Annotated in this window: 17 protein-coding genes; 3 read left to right on the top strand and 14 right to left on the bottom strand. The window is 38.1% G+C overall.

All coding sequences use genetic code 11. The annotated features are described in order from the left end of the window. Nucleotides 1-47 precede the first annotated feature (47 nt). On the top strand, nt 48-821 hold the full coding sequence (locus ACFINO_RS05870; RefSeq protein ID WP_375655239.1) for an amino acid ABC transporter ATP-binding protein: 774 nt from the start codon (nt 48-50) through the stop codon (nt 819-821). A gap of 20 nt (nt 822-841) precedes the next feature. Here ACFINO_RS05870 and lpxB read toward each other — a convergent pair whose 3' ends face one another. The 13 genes from lpxB to ACFINO_RS05805 form a co-directional block, all read right to left on the bottom strand. Further along, nucleotides 842-2,038, bottom strand: coding sequence for a lipid-A-disaccharide synthase (gene lpxB, locus ACFINO_RS05865; RefSeq protein WP_375655238.1), 1,197 nt, complete (start codon nt 2,036-2,038; stop codon nt 842-844). Beyond that, a complete protein-coding gene (locus tag ACFINO_RS05860; protein WP_375632782.1) occupies nt 2,031-2,903 on the bottom strand; it encodes an LpxI family protein in 873 nt (290 codons plus the stop codon). Before ACFINO_RS05860 ends, lpxB begins: the two co-directional genes overlap by 8 nt. 2 nt (nt 2,904-2,905) lie before the next feature. Beyond that, nucleotides 2,906-3,730, bottom strand: a complete 825-nt coding sequence (gene lpxA, locus ACFINO_RS05855; RefSeq protein ID WP_375609506.1) for an acyl-ACP--UDP-N-acetylglucosamine O-acyltransferase — start codon at nt 3,728-3,730, stop codon at nt 2,906-2,908. 24 nt (nt 3,731-3,754) lie between these two features. Further along, nucleotides 3,755-4,222: a 3-hydroxyacyl-ACP dehydratase FabZ gene (fabZ, locus tag ACFINO_RS05850; RefSeq protein ID WP_375655237.1), complete on the bottom strand. Its 468-nt coding sequence runs from the start codon at nt 4,220-4,222 to the stop codon at nt 3,755-3,757. A gap of 1 nt (nt 4,223) precedes the next feature. Next, nucleotides 4,224-5,270, bottom strand: coding sequence for a UDP-3-O-(3-hydroxymyristoyl)glucosamine N-acyltransferase (gene lpxD / locus ACFINO_RS05845; protein WP_375612127.1), 1,047 nt, complete (start codon nt 5,268-5,270; stop codon nt 4,224-4,226). A gap of 65 nt (nt 5,271-5,335) precedes the next feature. Beyond that, complete coding sequence (bamA, locus tag ACFINO_RS05840) at nt 5,336-7,732, bottom strand: outer membrane protein assembly factor BamA (RefSeq protein ID WP_375655236.1); 2,397 nt, start codon at nt 7,730-7,732, stop codon at nt 5,336-5,338. Between the two features lie 203 nt (nt 7,733-7,935). Then, nucleotides 7,936-9,084, bottom strand: coding sequence for an RIP metalloprotease (locus ACFINO_RS05835; protein WP_375632778.1), 1,149 nt, complete (start codon nt 9,082-9,084; stop codon nt 7,936-7,938). Nucleotides 9,085-9,099: 15 nt separating this feature from the next. Beyond that, on the bottom strand, nt 9,100-9,915 hold the full coding sequence (locus tag ACFINO_RS05830) for a phosphatidate cytidylyltransferase (RefSeq protein WP_375613469.1): 816 nt from the start codon (nt 9,913-9,915) through the stop codon (nt 9,100-9,102). Between the two features lie 732 nt (nt 9,916-10,647). After that, nucleotides 10,648-11,208, bottom strand: coding sequence for a ribosome recycling factor (gene frr, locus ACFINO_RS05825; protein WP_375632774.1), 561 nt, complete (start codon nt 11,206-11,208; stop codon nt 10,648-10,650). Between the two features lie 37 nt (nt 11,209-11,245). Then, nucleotides 11,246-11,965 (bottom strand): UMP kinase, encoded by a 720-nt coding sequence (gene pyrH, locus ACFINO_RS05820; protein WP_273790666.1) that lies wholly within the window; start codon nt 11,963-11,965, stop codon nt 11,246-11,248. Between the two features lie 157 nt (nt 11,966-12,122). Beyond that, nucleotides 12,123-13,049, bottom strand: coding sequence for a translation elongation factor Ts (gene tsf, locus ACFINO_RS05815; protein ID WP_375655235.1), 927 nt, complete (start codon nt 13,047-13,049; stop codon nt 12,123-12,125). A 102-nt stretch (nt 13,050-13,151) separates the two neighbouring features. Then, complete coding sequence (rpsB, locus tag ACFINO_RS05810) at nt 13,152-13,931, bottom strand: 30S ribosomal protein S2 (protein ID WP_273788135.1); 780 nt, start codon at nt 13,929-13,931, stop codon at nt 13,152-13,154. A 167-nt stretch (nt 13,932-14,098) separates the two neighbouring features. Next, nucleotides 14,099-14,935 carry a cell envelope integrity EipB family protein gene (locus tag ACFINO_RS05805; RefSeq protein ID WP_375632770.1) on the bottom strand — a complete coding sequence of 279 codons (837 nt, stop codon included), beginning with the start codon at nt 14,933-14,935 and terminating at the stop codon, nt 14,099-14,101. A 145-nt stretch (nt 14,936-15,080) separates the two neighbouring features. Between ACFINO_RS05805 and ACFINO_RS05800 the strand changes: the two genes are divergently transcribed. Continuing rightward, a complete protein-coding gene (locus ACFINO_RS05800) occupies nt 15,081-15,542 on the top strand; it encodes a RidA family protein (protein WP_375607219.1) in 462 nt (153 codons plus the stop codon). A 134-nt stretch (nt 15,543-15,676) separates the two neighbouring features. Then, on the top strand, nt 15,677-16,099 hold the full coding sequence (locus tag ACFINO_RS05795; RefSeq protein ID WP_375632769.1) for an HIT family protein: 423 nt from the start codon (nt 15,677-15,679) through the stop codon (nt 16,097-16,099). 7 nt (nt 16,100-16,106) lie between these two features. On the opposite strand, the gene clpA is transcribed toward ACFINO_RS05795, so the two are convergent. Continuing rightward, on the bottom strand, nt 16,107-18,458 hold the full coding sequence (gene clpA, locus ACFINO_RS05790) for an ATP-dependent Clp protease ATP-binding subunit ClpA (protein WP_375632768.1): 2,352 nt from the start codon (nt 18,456-18,458) through the stop codon (nt 16,107-16,109). Nucleotide 18,459: the final 1 nt, after the last annotated feature.

The raw sequence follows: 18,459 nt of genomic DNA, 5'->3' as shown, positions 1-18,459 counted from the left end.
AAATGTTGAATTAATCAAGTTCTTCATCAATGAAAGAATAAAATAAGATGAATTTGAAAAATAATAAATCGATCTCTCCCAGTAAAAAAACAGTGATCTCTATTCGAAATCTAAATAAATGGTATGGAAACTTTCAGGTCCTACATGATATCAACTTTAATGTTCAAGCTGGTGAACATATCGTTATTTGTGGACCATCCGGATCAGGAAAATCAACGTTAATTCGTTGTATTAATCAATTAGAACAAGCACAAAAAGGTTCAATCTGTATCCATAACGTTGATATCCATACTGCACCTATACAACAGCAAAAAAATGTTCTTCGTAAGATAGGAATGGTCTTTCAGAACTTTAATTTATTTCCCCACATGAGCGTTATACAAAATTGTATTTTAGCACCTATGACAGTTCAGGGACTTTCCAAACAACAAGCAAAAGAACGGGCAATTCGTTACTTAACACATGTTGGTATTGAAAAACACTGTGAAAAATATCCTTTACAACTTTCTGGTGGGCAACAACAACGTGTTGCGATTGCCCGTGCACTTTGTATGGAACCTGAAGTCATGCTTTTTGATGAACCAACCTCTGCTCTTGATCCAGAAAGTGTGGGAGAAGTTTTGGAAGTGATGGCTCGTTTGGCCGATACAGGGATCACAATGCTTTGTGTTACCCATGAAATGGGCTTCGCACGTAAAGTCTCAGAAAGAATACTCTTTCTAGAAAATGGAAAAATTGTTGAAGATGCAGCCTCTGAAGAATTTTTTACCAATCCTAAAAGCCAACGTGCTTGTAATTTTCTTGCTAAAATTAAATATTAATCATTAAAATATTGCTTTATTTATACAATTTTATTCCTGCTTTTTAAAATAGTGATAATTGTTTGTGCGCCAACAACCCCCGATGGTACTTCAGTTTTCATTTTCTGTTCTACCATCTCAAAGGAATCAAGTTGTGCCTGTCGCAATAAAGGATTAGCCAAAAGTTGTTCTACCTGTCTTGCTAACATGCCAGGACGGATTAATTCATTCAAATATTCCGAAACAATAGGCTTATCAGCAATAATATTTGGAAGAGCAGCACTCCATAACATCATTTTAGGAAAAATAAATAATTTAGAAAAGAAATCAAGTTTATAGCAAAGAACCATAGGAACTTTTGCTAAGGCTAATTCAAGTGAAACAGTTCCATGTGCAGCAAGAGCAACATCTGCTTGTGCAAAAGCACGCCATTTTTCATCTTCACCAACTACAATTTCTATCTTGCTTTTCCAGCCCTGCACAAAGTCCAGGATTCTATCTACCAAATGAGGTAAGGTTGGTAAAATAATACGTAAATGAGGAATACGTTGTACAAGAATCTCTACTGTTTCTCGAAAAATAGGCATTAAGGAACGAATTTCTGAATTGCGTGATCCTGGCAAAATAACTAATGTAGGCGATAATGTTTGTGTATCGATCAAATTTCTTTGTTCTAATTGGCTTTTTTTTTCTGACTGAATTCTCAAAAGGGGAGGATATGTCAAAAGACGATGTCCAACATAAGTCGTGGCAGGGCCTCCCAAATCTTGCATAATCTTTTCTTCAAAAGGAAAAACCGCTAAAACATGATCAACAAATCCACACATAGCTTTTGCACGCTCTGGCCTCCATGCCCAAACGGTTGGTGCAATATATTTAATGATAGGAATAGAAGGCGCTAAAGCACGTACCTTTTTTGCAATACGATGCGTGAAATCAGGACTATCAATAATAATTAAACAATCAGGTTGTTCTTGTGCAATAAATTTGGATAAATTGCGAATATGTAGCAACAACAATGGTAGTTTTTTCAACACCTCCTTTAAACCTATTAAAGCAATATCATGGGAATCAAAAAAGCTTTTTAAGCCTAATGCCTTTAAATGGCTCCCCCCAACACCAATCAAATGAATATTGCATCCTATCTGTTGTAATAAACAAGAAATTAGATCGGCCCCAAGTAAATCACCAGATTCCTCACCTGAAACCACTGCAATCTTTAAGAAACAATTATTCATGACCAAACTTTTCAAATGTCTCTATAAATAAAGAATATTTGTTGGCTTTTTCTATTGTTGTTTTCACCGATAATATTAGACTTCTATTTGCCTCCACCGCAACACCAGATAAACCACTCTTTGCAATATTCATTATTGTCGCGGGCCCAATTGATGGCAAATCAACGCGATTATCCTGTTGTGGTTTTGCGCATTTTACAAGAATGCCACCTTTAAGGGGAATTTGCCCTCTTTCTCGCATTTCACAAATACGCCACAACATATTATCAGTTCCCTCAGCGCCCTCTAGAGCAACCACCCTTCCTTGAACAACGACAACGGCTTGCCCGATATCTAATTGACCTAAAAGCTTTGCTGCTTCTACTGCTAAAAAAATATCTTTTTTCTCTTTTGGAGTAGCGCGCCGTACTGTTAAATTAAATTCTATGGGAGCTAAAAGATCTGGGACTATTTCGTGAGCACCGATAACACAAAAACCGTGTGCTTCAATAACCCGTATAAAAGCTTTTAATAACGCATCGTCTCCCCTCTTCAAAGCTCCGATTAAATTAGGAAGAGCTAAAAATGTTGTCCAGTCCAGTCGCAATTGTTTAAGAAGTGGACGCTTTTTCACACCACCTGCCAAAACAACATTATATACACCAGCCTCTTTTAAAATTTTAACGAGTCGTGCTAACTCTACAATTGATAGCTCGCAATGCTCATAGCGATAAAGAACAGAATCTGCCTCACCATGCAAAAGCACAAGAAAAGGATTTTCTCCATTCTTCTCAAGAGTCTGTGCAACAGTAATCGGTAGAACACCATTTCCTGCTATAATAGCAGTACGGCCGGAAAGAAAACTTCTAGCTCCCCAAATAGGCATTTTTAATCCTTATGTTCTTTTATTCTAACACCTTCAAATTTTGGTGTACAATAAAAACGCTTTCCTTCTTCTTTAATAAAATTAACAACTTCAGAAACAGACTGAGAAGAAGAATAGAAAGAAGCAACATCACTGACACGCTCTTTAAATGGTTTGCTATGATCAAAAAGCATAGCAACCGCATGACGGAGTGCATGAATATCTTGACGCTCAAGTCCTGCACGCTTCATACCAATAATATTGAGTCCAGCAAGTTTTGCCTGCACACCAACAGCTGTTCCATAAGGTATCAGATCACCAACCAGTGCAGATACGCCGCCGATAAATGCATGATGTCCAACACGAACAAATTGATGAACAGCAGCACCACCACCAATAATCACATAATCACCAATAGTAACATGACCAGCAATCATTGCGTTATTGGCAAATGTTACATGATTGCCTACATAACAATCGTGAGCGATATGCGCATAACAAAAAAATTGGCAATTATCACCAACAACTGTCATTCCTACACTCGAATCGGAGCCCCTATGCATTGTTACACCTTCACGAATCGTACAATTCTTACCAATAAAAAGAGTTGTAGCCCCTCCTTTATGTTTATTATTTTGCGGATCTGCCCCCAAAACGGCATGAGAAAATACTTTACTCTTGGCTCCTAACGTTGTCTTTCCCATTATTACAACATGACTTGTCAAACTACATTCATCACCAATAACAGCCTCTGAACTAATATGGCAAAATGGTCCAACGCGTACATTCTCACCAAGCTGCGCTCCCTTCTCCACAAGAGCAGTTGGATGGATTTTCGTACCGGACATTTTTAAATTCCCATCAAATATCGTTTATTCTTCTTCGACAATCATCGCAGCAATTTCTGCTTCAGCGACACGGACATCTTCTACTTTTGCAACACATGAAAAACGTCTCATACCAGATCTTTTTTTCAAAAGCTGAACATGAATCTTGAGCTGATCACCAGGCATAACCGGCTTACGAAATTTCGCATTATCAACCGTCATAAGGTAAACTAAATTTGTTTGCTTATTGCCTAAATTTAAAAGTGCTATTGCTCCTGCCGTTTGTGCCATAGCTTCTAAAATCAAAACTCCAGGCATAACAGGCTTTGAGGGAAAATGTCCCGTAAAATGAGGCTCGTTAATCGTTATATTTTTAATACCAATCGCTTCTTGTTCACCATTAATATCAATTATACGATCAATTAATAAAAATGGATAACGGTGCGGTAATATTGATAATAGTTTTTCAATATCGACAGCCTCTAAGTTTTTAGTTTTTTCACTGCTGATCATATCAGCGTTTCTCCTTTTTAACTTTTCCCATACTGCGCAACGCCGCTACTTCACGAAACCATTGTTTAAATGGTCGCGCTGGACTACCTCCCCATTTTTCGCCATCCGGAATGTCATTCATAACACCACTACGAGCAGCAATCTGAACAGATTTACCTATTATGATGTGATCAGCTACTCCCACACTTCCGCCAAGCTGAGACATATCCCCTATAGATGTACTTCCCGCAATGCCACATTGAGCGGCAATAAGACAATAGCGGCCAATTTTTACATTGTGGGCAATTTGTACAAGATTATCAATCTTGCTTCCTTCACCAATAACAGTATCTTGAAATGTCCCACGATCAATTGTCGTGTTCGCACCAACTTCTACACCATCCTCAATAATAACGCGACCAAGCTGTGGAATTTTCTCGATTCCAGAAACGCCCCCAACATAACCAAAACCATCTTGCCCAATGCAAACACCAGGATAAAGCTGAACCTTATCACCTATTATAGAACACTGAACTGTTACCTTAGGAGCAATATAGCAGTCACATCCAATACGGCAATTTTCACCGATAACAGCTGTGGATGAAATAAGAGTTCCTGCTCCAATCTCAACATTTTTACCAATAACAGCTCCCGCTTCAATACACACATCATGTGCCAACTTAGCCGTTGGATGAATATGCGCATGCGATGAAATCCCCTTCTGCCCCAACCAAGGCATTGGCTTGACAGAATCTGGAAACAAAATACGACCAATCTGAGCAAAGTCACGCTGTGGTGTGGATGTCACCAATATTGCCATAGTCTCGGGAACTTTAAAAACAATCTCATTCGTACACAAAACAGCAACAGCAGAACTGTCCAGTAAAGCATCAGAAAACTTCCGATGCTCTACAAAAACAAGCGAACCTTCCACAGCACTTTCAAGTGAAGAAAGAGTATTGATAACTTTATGAGAAAACTCTGGATTAAGAAGCTTTGCACCCGTCAACTCAGCAGCATTTGCAACTGTCAATCGTCGGGACGGCGTAAAAAAAAATGTATCCGCCATCAAAACACTTTCTCTCCCAGCTTAAGCTATTCTCTTCAAGTTTTTCCTTCTTAAAATCGCTCAAATCAGAACTTCGTAGAAATACCAAAGTTCAATTGTTGCAAACGATCACCTTCCTGCTTCGTTATTGGCCAAGCATAATCAAAACGCAAAGGACCAAACGGAGAATCCCACATCAAACTCACACCTGCAGATGAACGCCAAGCACTTTTTGTATTGGTAACAGACGGTTCACCCTTAAAAACGGCTTTATAATTATTGCCATAAAGCGTGGCAATATCCGCAAATAAAGCACCGCGCAACCCAAATCCTTCAGGCACGACAGGGATAGGGAACTGTACTTCAGCAGTCGCATTCATATATGTCGTTCCCCCCAAGAAATAAACCTCACCCTTACTGGAAACCTGACGCGGACCTATTCCATTATATTTGAACCCTCGAATCATATCAGAATTTACTTTAAACATATCGAAAATACGAACACCATCTCGGCCCATTCCGTGGATATAACCACCCCCAAAGGAAAGCAAACCAACGATATCCTTCTGGTCAGAAAGAGTCTTGTACATCATCGCCTTACCCGTGGTCTTCAAGAACTTTGCACTCCCACCAAGCCCTGCATATTCCTGAAGCAGATGCACGTACCACCCATCATGAGGGGATCTCATATCATCAATCGTATTATAGGTGAAACCATAACTAATTGATGAACGTTTCCAAGGGCTGTGTTTTGCAGCTTGAACAATCGCACCAGAATATTTCCCATATAATTCTATTATGTCACTCTCTTTGTCAAAATCATACTCTCCGCCAAAATCATATTCTTCCTGCACATAAGAATAAGCTACATTAGCAGATAATTGATTATTAATAGGTAACGAAAACCGCAGCGACCCACCTGTCTGCCGTACATCATAGGCTTTATCAGCACGATAAGTACTACGAAAAACATCAACGCCAGCAGATAAACGATACCCTAAGAAATAAGGATCAACAAATGATAAATTATAATTACGAGATTTTTCTTGCCCCGCACCTAATCCTAAACGAACATATTGACCACGTCCCCCAAGATTACGTTCAGTAACAGAAACTTCAAGTGACATACCAGGACTTGTGCCCCCTGTTGTATACCCTCCAGAAAGAGAGAGATCTCCTGTTGAAGCTTCAACGACATCTATTACCAAAACAACTTGGTCAGATTGATCTGTAGGAACCATTGAAATATTAACGGCTTTGAAGAAACCTAAACTTTCTAGACGACGTTTTGCCCGCTGTAATAAAGTTTGATTGTAAGCATCTCCTTCGTTTAAATCAATCTCACGGCGAATGACGTAATCACGCGTTTTCTCATTGCCACGTATATCAATACGTTGAATATAAGCACGTGTACCCTGTTCAATATTATATAAAATTGAAATTGTATGATTTGCTAAATTACGATTTCCCCGCGGTTCAACTTTAGCAAAAGCATATCCCGAATCAGCAACTTTGTTATTAATAGTTGCAACAGACTGTTCAATATCTTCTGCACTATAAACATTACCTGGCTGGGTTTTAAGTATCCTTTTCACAGATTGAACGTCAATTCCATCAACATCACTTTCAACCTGAATATCGCTAATTTTATAGAGTGCACCCTCATCAAGAACGAAAGAAATTTTATACGTATTGCTTGCTGCATCAAAAGTTGCTTTAGAAGAGACTACACGAAAATCTGCATAACCACGGTTATAATAAAAGCGACGTAAAGCTTCTTCATCAACAGCGAGGCGCTCTTCACTGTAAACATCACCTCCCAACAACTTCGAAAAAATTCCTGAAGTTTTTGTTGAAATCACATCACGCAAACGGCGACTTCCAAAGACACTATTGCCCTTAAAAGTGATATCACCAATCTTTGTTTTTTTCCCTTCAACGACATTAAATACCACATTAACCCGCCCTTTTCCAAGGTTAATCGTTTGAACGTTAACAGTGATATTATTACGACCAAGAGTTTTATAAGCCTCACGAATTGTATTTATATCAGCAGAAAGCTTCGCAGAATTAAAAGGCTCATTCGGTTTTAAAGAAATAAACCGCTTAAGATCTGGGTCTTTAAAAGATTTATTTCCTTGAAACAATATTTGATTGACAACCTCATATTCTTTTACGAATACAACCAATTTATCACCCACCGGATTTATTTTAACATCATAAAATAAACCCAATTCGAAAAGGTTCTTCACAGCACTATCAACATCACCACTGGAAACACCTTGCCCAACCTTAATCCCCATATTGTCTCGAATCGCCTGAGAACTTACAAACTTATTCCCACGAACCTCAATAGAGCGGACTACAGACGCTTGTATTTCTCCGACCGCAGCAATTGACATAAAAACCGTTGCTGGGGCAATCATCCCCATCTTTAACACCAATACAGATGCTGCATTTAAAAACTTTGAATTCGTAGTCATTGGCTTTTTTACCTTACTCTCGTTCCTTAGACATGATGCCTTAAAAAGCTAACTGCCATAACAACCTTTTTACAGCGAGACTTTTCATTCCTTAATTACTCATTATAATGTACAATGCCACAACATTTTGTAGACATGGTAAACAACCTTCAATTTGTTTTTGCTATTATTACTTAATTTATAAAGCGTTTTCCATAATTTAATTAGCTAAACCAACAAAAATAATCATTAAAAAAGACAAAGATCATAAAAAGGAAAAGAATGGAAAAACCTAAACGAAAAACGATTCCCTGAATTTTAGCAGATATTTTCCTCCCAGTAATGACCTCAATGACATGCAATAAAAGATGCCCACCGTCAAGCGGTAGAATCGGAAAAAGGTTAATAAGCCCAACACTTATTGAAAGAAAAGCTGCTAAATTCAATAAAGAGATAAAACCTGTCTCGCTCACTTTCCAAGCAATTTTAACGGTTTTAGAAGGTCCACTTAGCCGACAACGATCCTCTTTGCCTCCTATTAAACGACTCATAAAAAGAACGGTTTGAGTGGCGATAAACACAGTACGGTCTGACGCTTTTCTTACAGCTGTTACAAAACCATAGCGAATATGTTTTATATAAGTTGGATCTAAACGTGCAGGATTATTTAAATCAACAGGAACACCTACACCTATCATAGCACTTCGTGTTCGATTACCAAATCCATCATCTCGCTCAACGACTTTCGGGGTAATCATCGTTGTAAAGAATCGCCCCATGCGTTCTATTTTAAACTCTATGGGTTCTCTTCCGTGAAAAGCTACATAATTCATCAAATCTTCAAAGCTTTCAACCCGTCGCCCATCCATTTCAACAAAACGATCACCTAATTCCAAACCGGATTGAAGAGCAGGGCTATCTTTTACCAAAGAACCAACAACGGGCTCAATGGCTACACGACCATAGATAAAGAAAAAAAATGTTAGAATAACAACAGTAAAAAGGGCATTGAAGAAAGGACCGGCAAAAACAGTTGCTGCTTTTTTCCAAGCATGCGCACTAGCAAATGAACCATCAACAATCAGAGATGATTGGGATGATTCCGTATCGATTTTTTCCTCATCCCCAACAAATTTTACATAACCTCCTAAGGGGATAAGTGCTAAACGCCACTTCGTGCCATGCTTATCTGTATAACTCGCTATTTCTGGTCCAAATCCAAGCGAAAAAATTAACGCCTTAATACCACACCACCGACCAATGAGATAGTGCCCAAATTCGTGCACAAAAATGATAATCATAATGATGAAAAGAATACTCAAACTTCTTAAAAGAAAATCACCCATAGTGACGATATGATTTAAAAGTTCCAAACTATCTTCTCCCAATTAGATCATACTAAAAAGATTAAAAGGCGCATCCATATCAGACATAAATGAACCAATTAAATAAAGAAGAAAAGCTGCCCCTACCAATCCATCTATACGATCCATAAAACCACCATGTCCAGGCAATAAAGAACTAGAATCTTTAACAGAAAACCGTCTTTTGAGCCATGATTGCCCTAAATCACTCAATTGTGAAACAATTGACAAAACAAGTGTAAGGAGTGGCACAAAAAAACTGGCTAAATTTATATCAAAAAATCCAAAAGCAACCCATATACCACCGAAAACTCCGACAAATGTACCACCAAGTGCTCCTGACCATGTTTTATTAGGAGAAAATTGTGGTGCTAATTTAGGGCCCCCTAATGCACGTCCGATAAAATAACCACCAATATCTGTTCCCCACACTATCGTAAATAAGAAAATAACAACTTGGAACCCCAACATTTCATGATCCCGTAGAAAGCATAAAGCAACAACAGGAAAAGATGCATATAAAAAACCACAAAAAACCCAACCACTCTTTTTTATAGATATAATAGCTAATACTGTAGCTAAAACGATTAAAACACAAAAAATCAATGAAGCAGATACACTCAACACTAAAAAAAAGCCAAAGATTAAATAAAAGATACTTGCTAATATTTTTTGTAAAATACACCATTTCTCTTTAGTAATACTCATCCACTCATAAAGAACAAAACCGCCAATACACCATACAAATAAAAAAAAGAAGTTTCCTCCCAACCATGTTAGATACAACGCAATAATGCCAAAAACAAAAGCTGTCAGAATACGATAAACCAAATTAGACAAAACAACATCCAAACAATAAAAATAGAAAATACAAGCTCTAAAATTAACGCAAGAAAAACTCCCCTACGCAGTATTTTTATCTCATACCTGTATAATTTCTCTTATAATTTATCATAAATAATTCAGTCTACTAAGATAGCGCTTATGAAACTAATAATCAATGAAACCAGCTTCAAAAATCTCCGTCAAAATTATAAAATATTTTTTTAATATTTTCTCAAATATAAAATGAAAAAGCAGTTACCTCTGCCCCATACAAATTAACTAATATAGGTTTCGTATAAAAACACTTTTCTATCAACTATTCGTCATTAAAAAACGAATTACGCCACATAACATCTGCTTGATCAATTATACTCACATGTTTTATAATGAGAAATAAGAGAAAGGTTAGGCTTGTTTTTTGCATTATATTCTTTCCCCAACCTTCATCTTAGAATATTTGAATAATTTCTAATAATGCTTTCATTATGCATTTTAACAAAGACGTGCTCAACTAAAAAACCGCACCATGCTGTTAAATAGTGTCTCCCAGCAAAGGGCATGATTTATCACGCAGACTAAAAAATAAAAACATCTGCCCTTTCAAATCAGTCTCTCCCATATCAAAATGATAGAATACCTTCCTGCATCACACCTTGCTACCACAGAGCACACCACGCCCTACAATTATCCCTAGAAACAATTTACAGGCTGGGAGTATAACATCCTTTTTCTAGCGACAAAATCGTCTTAAACGTGCATAATCTCAGATTCTTTTACGACTAAAATTTTATCAATATCAGCAATAGTTTCATCTGTGAGTTTTTGAACTTTTTCAGACAAACTATGGGCTTCATCTTGTCCAATTTCACCATCTTTTTCTAACTTTTTCAAATTGTCCAGACCATCCCGACGAACATGACGTGTAGCAACACGCGCTTGCTCTGCATAGTGATGCGCAATTTTTACAAGTTCTTTACGGCGCTCTTCATTCAACTCAGGCAAAGGAATACGTAAATTCGTACCATCAGTTATGGGATTTAAACCAAGACCAGAATCGCGAATAGCGCGCTCTACAGCTCCGACCATCGTTTTATCCCATACAGAAACAGAAAGCATGCGAGGTTCAGGAACAGAAATATTAGCAACCTGATTTATATGAACAACAGAACCATAAGATTCAACGGTCAACGGTTCTAATAAACTGGCCGATGCACGTCCAGTCCGCAAACCACCTAACTCATGTTTAAAAGCCGTAATGGCACCATCCATGCGACGTTTCAGATCATCCATAATTGATGTAACATTCATATTTCTGTCTCCTTCAATTGTCCTTTGAAGCTTACCCTTATTCCGATACTATTGTAAAGCGTCCTGTTCCATTCAAGACCTTAGCCAAACCGCCTTTTTCATGAATGGAGTACACAATAATCGGTACATTGTTCTCACGTGCTAAAGTGACCGCCGTTGAATCCATAACAGATAATCCCCATTGCAAAACTTCAACATGTGTTAATTGGTCAAAACGCTTAGCCGTAGGGTCTATTTTTGGATCTGCTGAATAAATACCATCAACTTGTGTTCCTTTAAGAAGGACATCCGCACCAATTTCTGCTGCACGTAAAGTAGCAGCAGAATCAGTGGTAAAAAATGGATTTCCTGTACCACCTGCAAAAATAACAACTTTTCCCTGATTCATATAAGCTATTGCTTTACGTTGCGAGAAACTTTCACAAATTTGTGGCATAGCAATCGCAGAGAGTACAACAGTTTCAACCCCTAATTTTGTCAAAGATGTTCGCAATGCTAAAGAGTTAATAGCAGTTGCAAGCATTCCCATATGATCACCTGTCACTCGGTCCCCACCATGCGAAGCAACAGCAACGCCACGAAAAATATTTCCCCCACCGATAACAACCGCAACTTCTATCCCCATTGTGCGCACTTCTGCAATATCAGCGGCAATACGGTCTACAACAGAAACATCAATGCCAAAATTCTGCCCTCCCATAAGAGCTTCACCAGAAGCCTTTAAAAGAATACGTTTATACGGAAGTGCTAATGCCATTAATAATCTCCCCAAAAGCCCATTTACTTTTTGCTTTTGACATCACGAAGGGCACCACTTTTTTCACGTGACGCCCTCTCAACAATTACATTTTTCCCCTCAGAGATTCTACAACCAATGATATGACTTTAAATCTCTGATCAAGAGTTTGCAATAACTAGCCTTTTACAGCAGCAGCAGCAACCTCTGCTGCAAAATCAGACTCCTCTTTTTCCACACCTTCACCTAATGCAAAACGAATAAAGCCTGTAATTTTTGCTGGAGCACCTATTGATTTCTCAGCATCCTTTAAAGCAGCCTCAACAGTTATATCAGGATTCATAACAAAAGCTTGAGAAAGCAAAACAACCTCTTCAAAAAACTTACGCATACGCCCTTCTACCATTTTTTCAATGATATTTTCAGGTTTTCCAGACTGACGTGCTTGATCTGAAAAAATTGCTTTTTCACGTTCAACAGCAGAAGCATCAACATCTTGTGCTGTAAGTGCTAATGGATTGGTTGCCGCAATATGCATCGCGACCTGCCGACCAAAAGCAAGAGCAGCCTCTTTATTTCCTGTTGTTTCAATCGCAACCAAAACACCAAGTTTTCCAAGCCCATCAGCCACACTATTGTGTATATAAGTCGCAACAACACCATTCTCAACGGACAATTTAGCGGAACGACGAAATGTTATATTTTCGCCAATTGTACCAATTGCATCTTTAATTGTAAGCTCTACAGTCTTCTCAGAACCTGGATAAAGAGAAACAGAAACAGATTCAACATCCCCTGACGTATCTAAGGCAGCAGTTGCTACTTTACGCACGATGTCTTGGAATCCATCATTGCGTGCAACAAAATCTGTTTCAGAATTAATCTCAACCAAAACTGCATGTGAATCTTTTGATACGACTCCGATTAATCCCTCAGCTGCTGTACGACCAGCCTTTTTATCTGCTTTAGCTATTCCTTTTTTACGAAGCCAATCAACAGCAGCTTCCATATCACCATTGGTCTCTGCTAGGGCGGCTTTACAGTCCATCATACCAGCGCCAGATAGTTCTCGAAGTTCTTTTACTTGTGCAGCAGTAATGCTCATATTTGCCTCTTTATTTTGTAACAGTGAAAGCGTGCAAAATCCCTCTGCACGCCTATAACTTCTTCTTTAGACAATAAAAGTACCTTAATTAGGCATTTTATATTATTCAGAAACTTCTGAAACTGCATTTTCTTCCAAAATAGGCTCCACAGGTGCATCAACTTGAGCTCCTAAATCGATACCCATTGCTCCTTGCTGGCGTGCAATACCATCAAGAGCAGCACGGGCAAAAAGATCGCAATAAAGAGAAATTGCACGTGAAGCATCGTCATTACCTGGTATTGGATGTGTTACGTCATCGGGATCACAATTGGTATCAATAATAGCAATCACTGGAATACCTAAACGTTTTGCTTCTTGGAGTGCAATATTTTCTTTATTCGTATCGATAACAAAGATAAGATCTGGAACAGAACCCATATCTTTAATACCACCAAGCGCACGATTAAGCTTTTCACGATCACGTTCAAGATTTAAACGTTCCTTTTTAGTAAAGCCTTGCGCTTCAGCAGCAAGAATTTTATCAAGCTTCCGCAAACGATGGATCGAATTGGAAATCGTTTTCCAGTTTGTGAGCATGCCGCCAAGCCAACGTGCATTAACGTAATACTGAGCGGAACGATTCGCCGCATCTGCGATAATGTCAGATGCTTGCCGTTTCGTACCAACAAAGAGAATACGACCACCACGCGCTACAGTATCTGAAACAAGTTTAAGTGCTTGGTGTAAAAGTGGAACGGTCTGAGCAAGGTCAATAATATGGATATTATTACGCTGACCATAAATATAGGGAGTCATTTTGGGATTCCAGCGATGAGTCTGGTGACCAAAATGCACACCAGCTTCTAAAAGCTGGTGCATAGTAAAATCGGGTAGTGCCATAAATCTTATCCTTTCCGGTTCAACCTCCGCGGAAAAAGCAGGAAGACCTGCTACCGGCGGATGCTTGCTAGAAGTTTCTCACAGATCATTTGCAAACACCCAGACTCCGCGTGTGGAATAGCGCAAACATACTAATATTTGATTCTTTTTCAAGTTATTTTCTTTAATCATTTAATATTTGCATTTTCACATTGATTAAGATCTTTTCCAAGTTCCAAGAATTCGAGACTGTTCAATTTTGCACGCACTGAAAAAGTTCCATAATCTATATGAAGATCACGCATGACACCATTCTCATGTAAGAGAAAACTGCTACGATAAACCGGCAAACCATCTTTATTTTCTCCATCATCAAAATAAGAAATTGTAACAGGCCAATATTCTTCTTCATCCAATTTTCTTACTTTTTCCGTTTCGCTATCAGATAAAAGCGTCTTCTTTTCCCCTATGACGATACTTTCTTTTATAACTTTATCTGCTTTATTTGTCCCATCAAATACAGTAACATTGTAAAAATGATCTCCTGCTTTTGCATGGCGGATAATATTTTTTAGTTGCATCATTGGAAATTCAGCCATTGCAAGCTTATACTCTTTTTCCTTTGGCTTTTTTAAGGTAACTGTAATACCATCTTGCGTACGCTCCGCAACTCCCTCGGCACGATGCACAACCTCTTCTCCCTCTTGATCTGTAATATTAAAACGAAATGTACGGCTGTCTCCTGTTTCATAACTCGTCGTCTGTTGATCCGTCAAACGTACTGGCATATCTTCAATGTAAACACGGCTAATGAAACGAAAACGTGTGCTATAGCCTTGGCATGCCGAACCAGCAAGCTCGTAAACCATTCGTCCTGACATCGCAGAAATTGTCATTTCATGAGAAACACTATCGAGATGAAAATCATAAATTGCTCGATGAGGCACAATAAAAATGGGCTCTTCAGCTCTCGCAGTACATAAAAAAACAATATATAAAACTATTATAAATAATGATCTAATCATTCCCAACTTCCGAACTTTATCCCCGTTGCATAACATCATACAATAAGGCAAAAAAGGCTAATTTCTCAATTAACCACACATTTTCTTAAATCAAAAAATAGATTATGCAATGAATATATTATAAAGCAGCTATGGAGTTAAAATTATGACCAATATGATTGAAAAAAACTTAGAAAAATTCGGGATCACTCTTCCTGAAGTAATCTCCCCCCTTGCCAATTACATCACCACTTCACAAAGTGGCAATCAACTCTTTATTTCTGGGCAACTTCCTCTTATTAATGGAAAACCAATAGCCATCGGTAAAGTTGGTGCAACTGTGAATACCGAACAAGCCCAAAAAGCATCTGAAGCTTGCGCTCTCAATATTCTCGCGCAACTCAAGGCAACTCTGGGTGACTTAAATAAAATAAAACGTGTGGTAAAAATTACTGTTTTTGTGGCTGTAGATTCTCATTTTACCGATATTCCTTTTGTTGCCAATGGAGCTTCTAATTTATTCGTCAATATCCTTGGTGAAATTGGAAAACACGCCCGTTCTGCTATTGGTGTTGCCTCTCTTCCTATGGATGTTCCTGTAGAAGTTGAAGCCATCATAGAAATCTAAACCTTCATTAAGACAGTGCATTATCCTAAATATAACTGAAGTCAAAATACTTCTTTGTCTTACACTCTGATAAACCTTGCATTTTTTCGTTTTTAAATTAGAATCTTAAACTTACGATAAAAGGAAATATTTGTATGAAACAAGCTTATGACAATAACAATATTTTTGCTAAATTGATTCGCAATGAAATCCCTTCTGTTCGTGTCTACGAAGATGATGATGTTATTGGATTTATGGATATCATGCCACAGGCACAAGGTCATACGCTGGTCATTCCTAAAAAAGGCTCTAGAAACTTACTTGATGCAGATCCTGAAACATTATTTCCTGTTATTAAAGCTGTTCAAAAAATTGCAAATGCTGTCAAAAAAGCCTTTCAAGCAGATGGCATAACTGTCATGCAATTTAATGAAGCAGCTAGTCAACAAACCGTCTATCACCTTCATTTTCATATTATACCACGTATGGAGGGAATAGAGCTTACCCCTCATAATGATATGGTAACGCCTCCAGAAATACTTGAAGAGAATGCAAAAAAAATCCGTGCAGCTTTATAACACACTCTTAAGTTGTTGTGCTTTTTTTCCTACACGTTTTTTTTGTAAAGTTTTCCATTTTACTTTTCTTTGAACTTACAGATATATCGGAAGATGAAATTTCTAACTGTAAGCTTTCTTTTTTACCATTTGATTTTTGTGTCAATACGCGAACGGTACCGCCATTGCGTAACTTTCCAAATAAAATTTCATCAGCTAATGGCTTTTTAATATATTCTTGTATAACACGCCCTAATGGGCGTGCTCCCATCTGAGAATCATATCCTTTATTAGAAAGCCATAAAGTTGCAGAAGGGCTTAATTCAAAACAAATTCCCCGATCAGCTAATTGTGCTTCAAGCTGAAAAATAAATTTTTGCACTATCTGATTGATGATTAAATGAGATAAAGGTGCAAACGGAATAATTGCATCTAACCGATTACGAAATTCTGGTGTAAATAACCGATTGATTGCTTCTATATCCTCACCATCACGATGTACTTTCCCAAATCCAATAGCTGATTTTGCCATATCTGAAGCACCAGCATTGGTTGTCATAATCAAAATAACATTGCGGAAATCAATTTTCTTACCATTATGGTCTGTTAATCTACCATAATCCATTACCTGCAATAAAATATTAAATAACTCTGGGTGCGCTTTCTCAATCTCATCTAGCAATAGAACTGCGTGAGGTTTCTGATCAACGGCATCTGTAAGGAGACCTCCTTGATCAAACCCTATATAACCTGGAGGTGCTCCGATTAAACGTGCTATCGTATGCCGTTCCATATATTCTGACATATCAAAACGCAATAATTCAATGCCTAAAGATGATGCAAGCTGTTTTGCAACTTCAGTTTTTCCTACACCTGTTGGTCCTGAAAATAAATAACTTCCTATTGGTTTATCCGGTTCGCGTAAACCTGCTCGCGCCAATTTTATGGATGAAACTAAGACGGAAATTGCCTGATCTTGACCATAAACAACATGTTTGAGTTCTCTTTCAAGCTTACTCAGTATCTTCTGATCATTCCGGGAAACTGTTTTTGGTGGAATTCTTGCAATTGTAGCAACAGTCGCTTCAATTTCTTTAACACCTATACTCTTCTTGCGTTGTTTTTGTGGCAAAAGCTTTTGCGCTGCGCCACTTTCATCAATAATATCAATTGCTTTGTCAGGTAACCTACGGTCAATTATATAACGTGAAGATAATTCTACAGATGCCTTCATCGCCTGATCTGTATATTTAATCTGATGAAAATCTTCAAAGTAAGGCTTCATCCCCTGCAAAATTTTAATCGCATCTGTAACAGAAGGTTCATTAATATCAATCTTCTGAAAACGACGCTCTAAAGCACGATCTTGTTCAAAGAATTTGCGATATTCTCTGTAAGTCGTCGAACCAATACATCGCATAGTTCCAGAAGATAACACAGGTTTCAAAAGATTTGCTGCATCCATATTTCCCCCTAATGTTGCTCCTGCTCCAATTAAGGTATGGATTTCATCAATAAATAAAATAGCATCTGGATACAGCTCAAACTCTTTAATAACTTGCTTTAAGCGTTCTTCAAAATCACCGCGATAACGTGTACCTGCAACAAGTCCCCCCATATCAAGAGAAAATATTGTTGCATTTGATAAAACTTCAGGCACTTGCCCATCAACAATGCGCTTTGCCAATCCCTCAATTATAGCTGTTTTCCCTACTCCAGGATCACCAACCAAAAGCGGATTGTTTTTTGACCTTCGACATAAAATCTGAATCATGCGTGAAATTTCTATTTCACGGCCAATTAATAAATCAATTTTTCCATTACGTGCTTTACAATTGAGATCAACACAATAATTCGTTAAAGCACTTGTTCCTCTTTCACCATTATCCGAAATCTGCTGATCTAATTGCTCTTCAAGTCCTTCAAGTAACATGGATAACCCATCATCACGCGTGACACCCTGTGAAATAAAACGTACAGCATCATAGCGTGTCATTCCCATCTCTTGAAGAAAATATGCTGCATGGCTTTCACGTTCAGAAAAAATTGCAACAAGAACATTTGCCCCCGATACTTCATCTTTTCCAGCTGATTGTGCATGAATCACCGCACGTTGGATAACACGCTGGAAAAAAGCTGTAGGCTTTGTATCCTCATCAGCTCTAATCTGTTCATCTAACTCTGAGCGAAGATAATTGGTTAAGCGCTCTCGCAATTCCTCCACATCTACTTGGCAAGCCTGAATAACGGAATTTGCATCGGCATCATCTAACAGCGCAAGTAGAAGATGCTCTAATGTTGCATATTCATGCCGTGCTTGAGTAGCAATTGTTAATGCACGATGCAAAACCTCTTCAAGACTAGGTGTAAAAGATGGCATA

This window comes from Bartonella sp. AA83SXKL, from assembly GCF_042196965.1.
GTDB lineage: Bacteria > Pseudomonadota > Alphaproteobacteria > Rhizobiales > Rhizobiaceae > Bartonella.
Note: the sequence above shows the minus strand (reverse complement) of the source record. Positions and strands in the feature narration are given on the sequence as shown.

What these genes read in the sequence shown, in the direction of transcription:
- lpxA (WP_375609506.1), bottom strand. Translation starts at nt 3,730, where the DNA reads ATGTCCGGTACGAAAATCCATCCAACTGCTCTTGTGGAGAAGGGAGCG.
- tsf (WP_375655235.1), bottom strand. Translation starts at nt 13,049, where the DNA reads ATGAGCATTACTGCTGCACAAGTAAAAGAACTTCGAGAACTATCTGGC.
- ACFINO_RS05800 (WP_375607219.1), top strand. Translation starts at nt 15,081, where the DNA reads ATGACCAATATGATTGAAAAAAACTTAGAAAAATTCGGGATCACTCTT.
- ACFINO_RS05870 (WP_375655239.1), top strand. Translation starts at nt 48, where the DNA reads ATGAATTTGAAAAATAATAAATCGATCTCTCCCAGTAAAAAAACAGTG.
- clpA (WP_375632768.1), bottom strand. Translation starts at nt 18,458, where the DNA reads ATGCCATCTTTTACACCTAGTCTTGAAGAGGTTTTGCATCGTGCATTA.
- rpsB (WP_273788135.1), bottom strand. Translation starts at nt 13,931, where the DNA reads ATGGCACTACCCGATTTTACTATGCACCAGCTTTTAGAAGCTGGTGTG.
- bamA (WP_375655236.1), bottom strand. Translation starts at nt 7,732, where the DNA reads ATGACTACGAATTCAAAGTTTTTAAATGCAGCATCTGTATTGGTGTTA.
- lpxB (WP_375655238.1), bottom strand. Translation starts at nt 2,038, where the DNA reads ATGAATAATTGTTTCTTAAAGATTGCAGTGGTTTCAGGTGAGGAATCT.
- ACFINO_RS05805 (WP_375632770.1), bottom strand. Translation starts at nt 14,935, where the DNA reads ATGATTAGATCATTATTTATAATAGTTTTATATATTGTTTTTTTATGT.
- lpxD (WP_375612127.1), bottom strand. Translation starts at nt 5,270, where the DNA reads ATGGCGGATACATTTTTTTTTACGCCGTCCCGACGATTGACAGTTGCA.
- frr (WP_375632774.1), bottom strand. Translation starts at nt 11,208, where the DNA reads ATGAATGTTACATCAATTATGGATGATCTGAAACGTCGCATGGATGGT.
- pyrH (WP_273790666.1), bottom strand. Translation starts at nt 11,965, where the DNA reads ATGGCATTAGCACTTCCGTATAAACGTATTCTTTTAAAGGCTTCTGGT.
- ACFINO_RS05795 (WP_375632769.1), top strand. Translation starts at nt 15,677, where the DNA reads ATGAAACAAGCTTATGACAATAACAATATTTTTGCTAAATTGATTCGC.
- fabZ (WP_375655237.1), bottom strand. Translation starts at nt 4,222, where the DNA reads ATGATCAGCAGTGAAAAAACTAAAAACTTAGAGGCTGTCGATATTGAA.
- ACFINO_RS05860 (WP_375632782.1), bottom strand. Translation starts at nt 2,903, where the DNA reads ATGCCTATTTGGGGAGCTAGAAGTTTTCTTTCCGGCCGTACTGCTATT.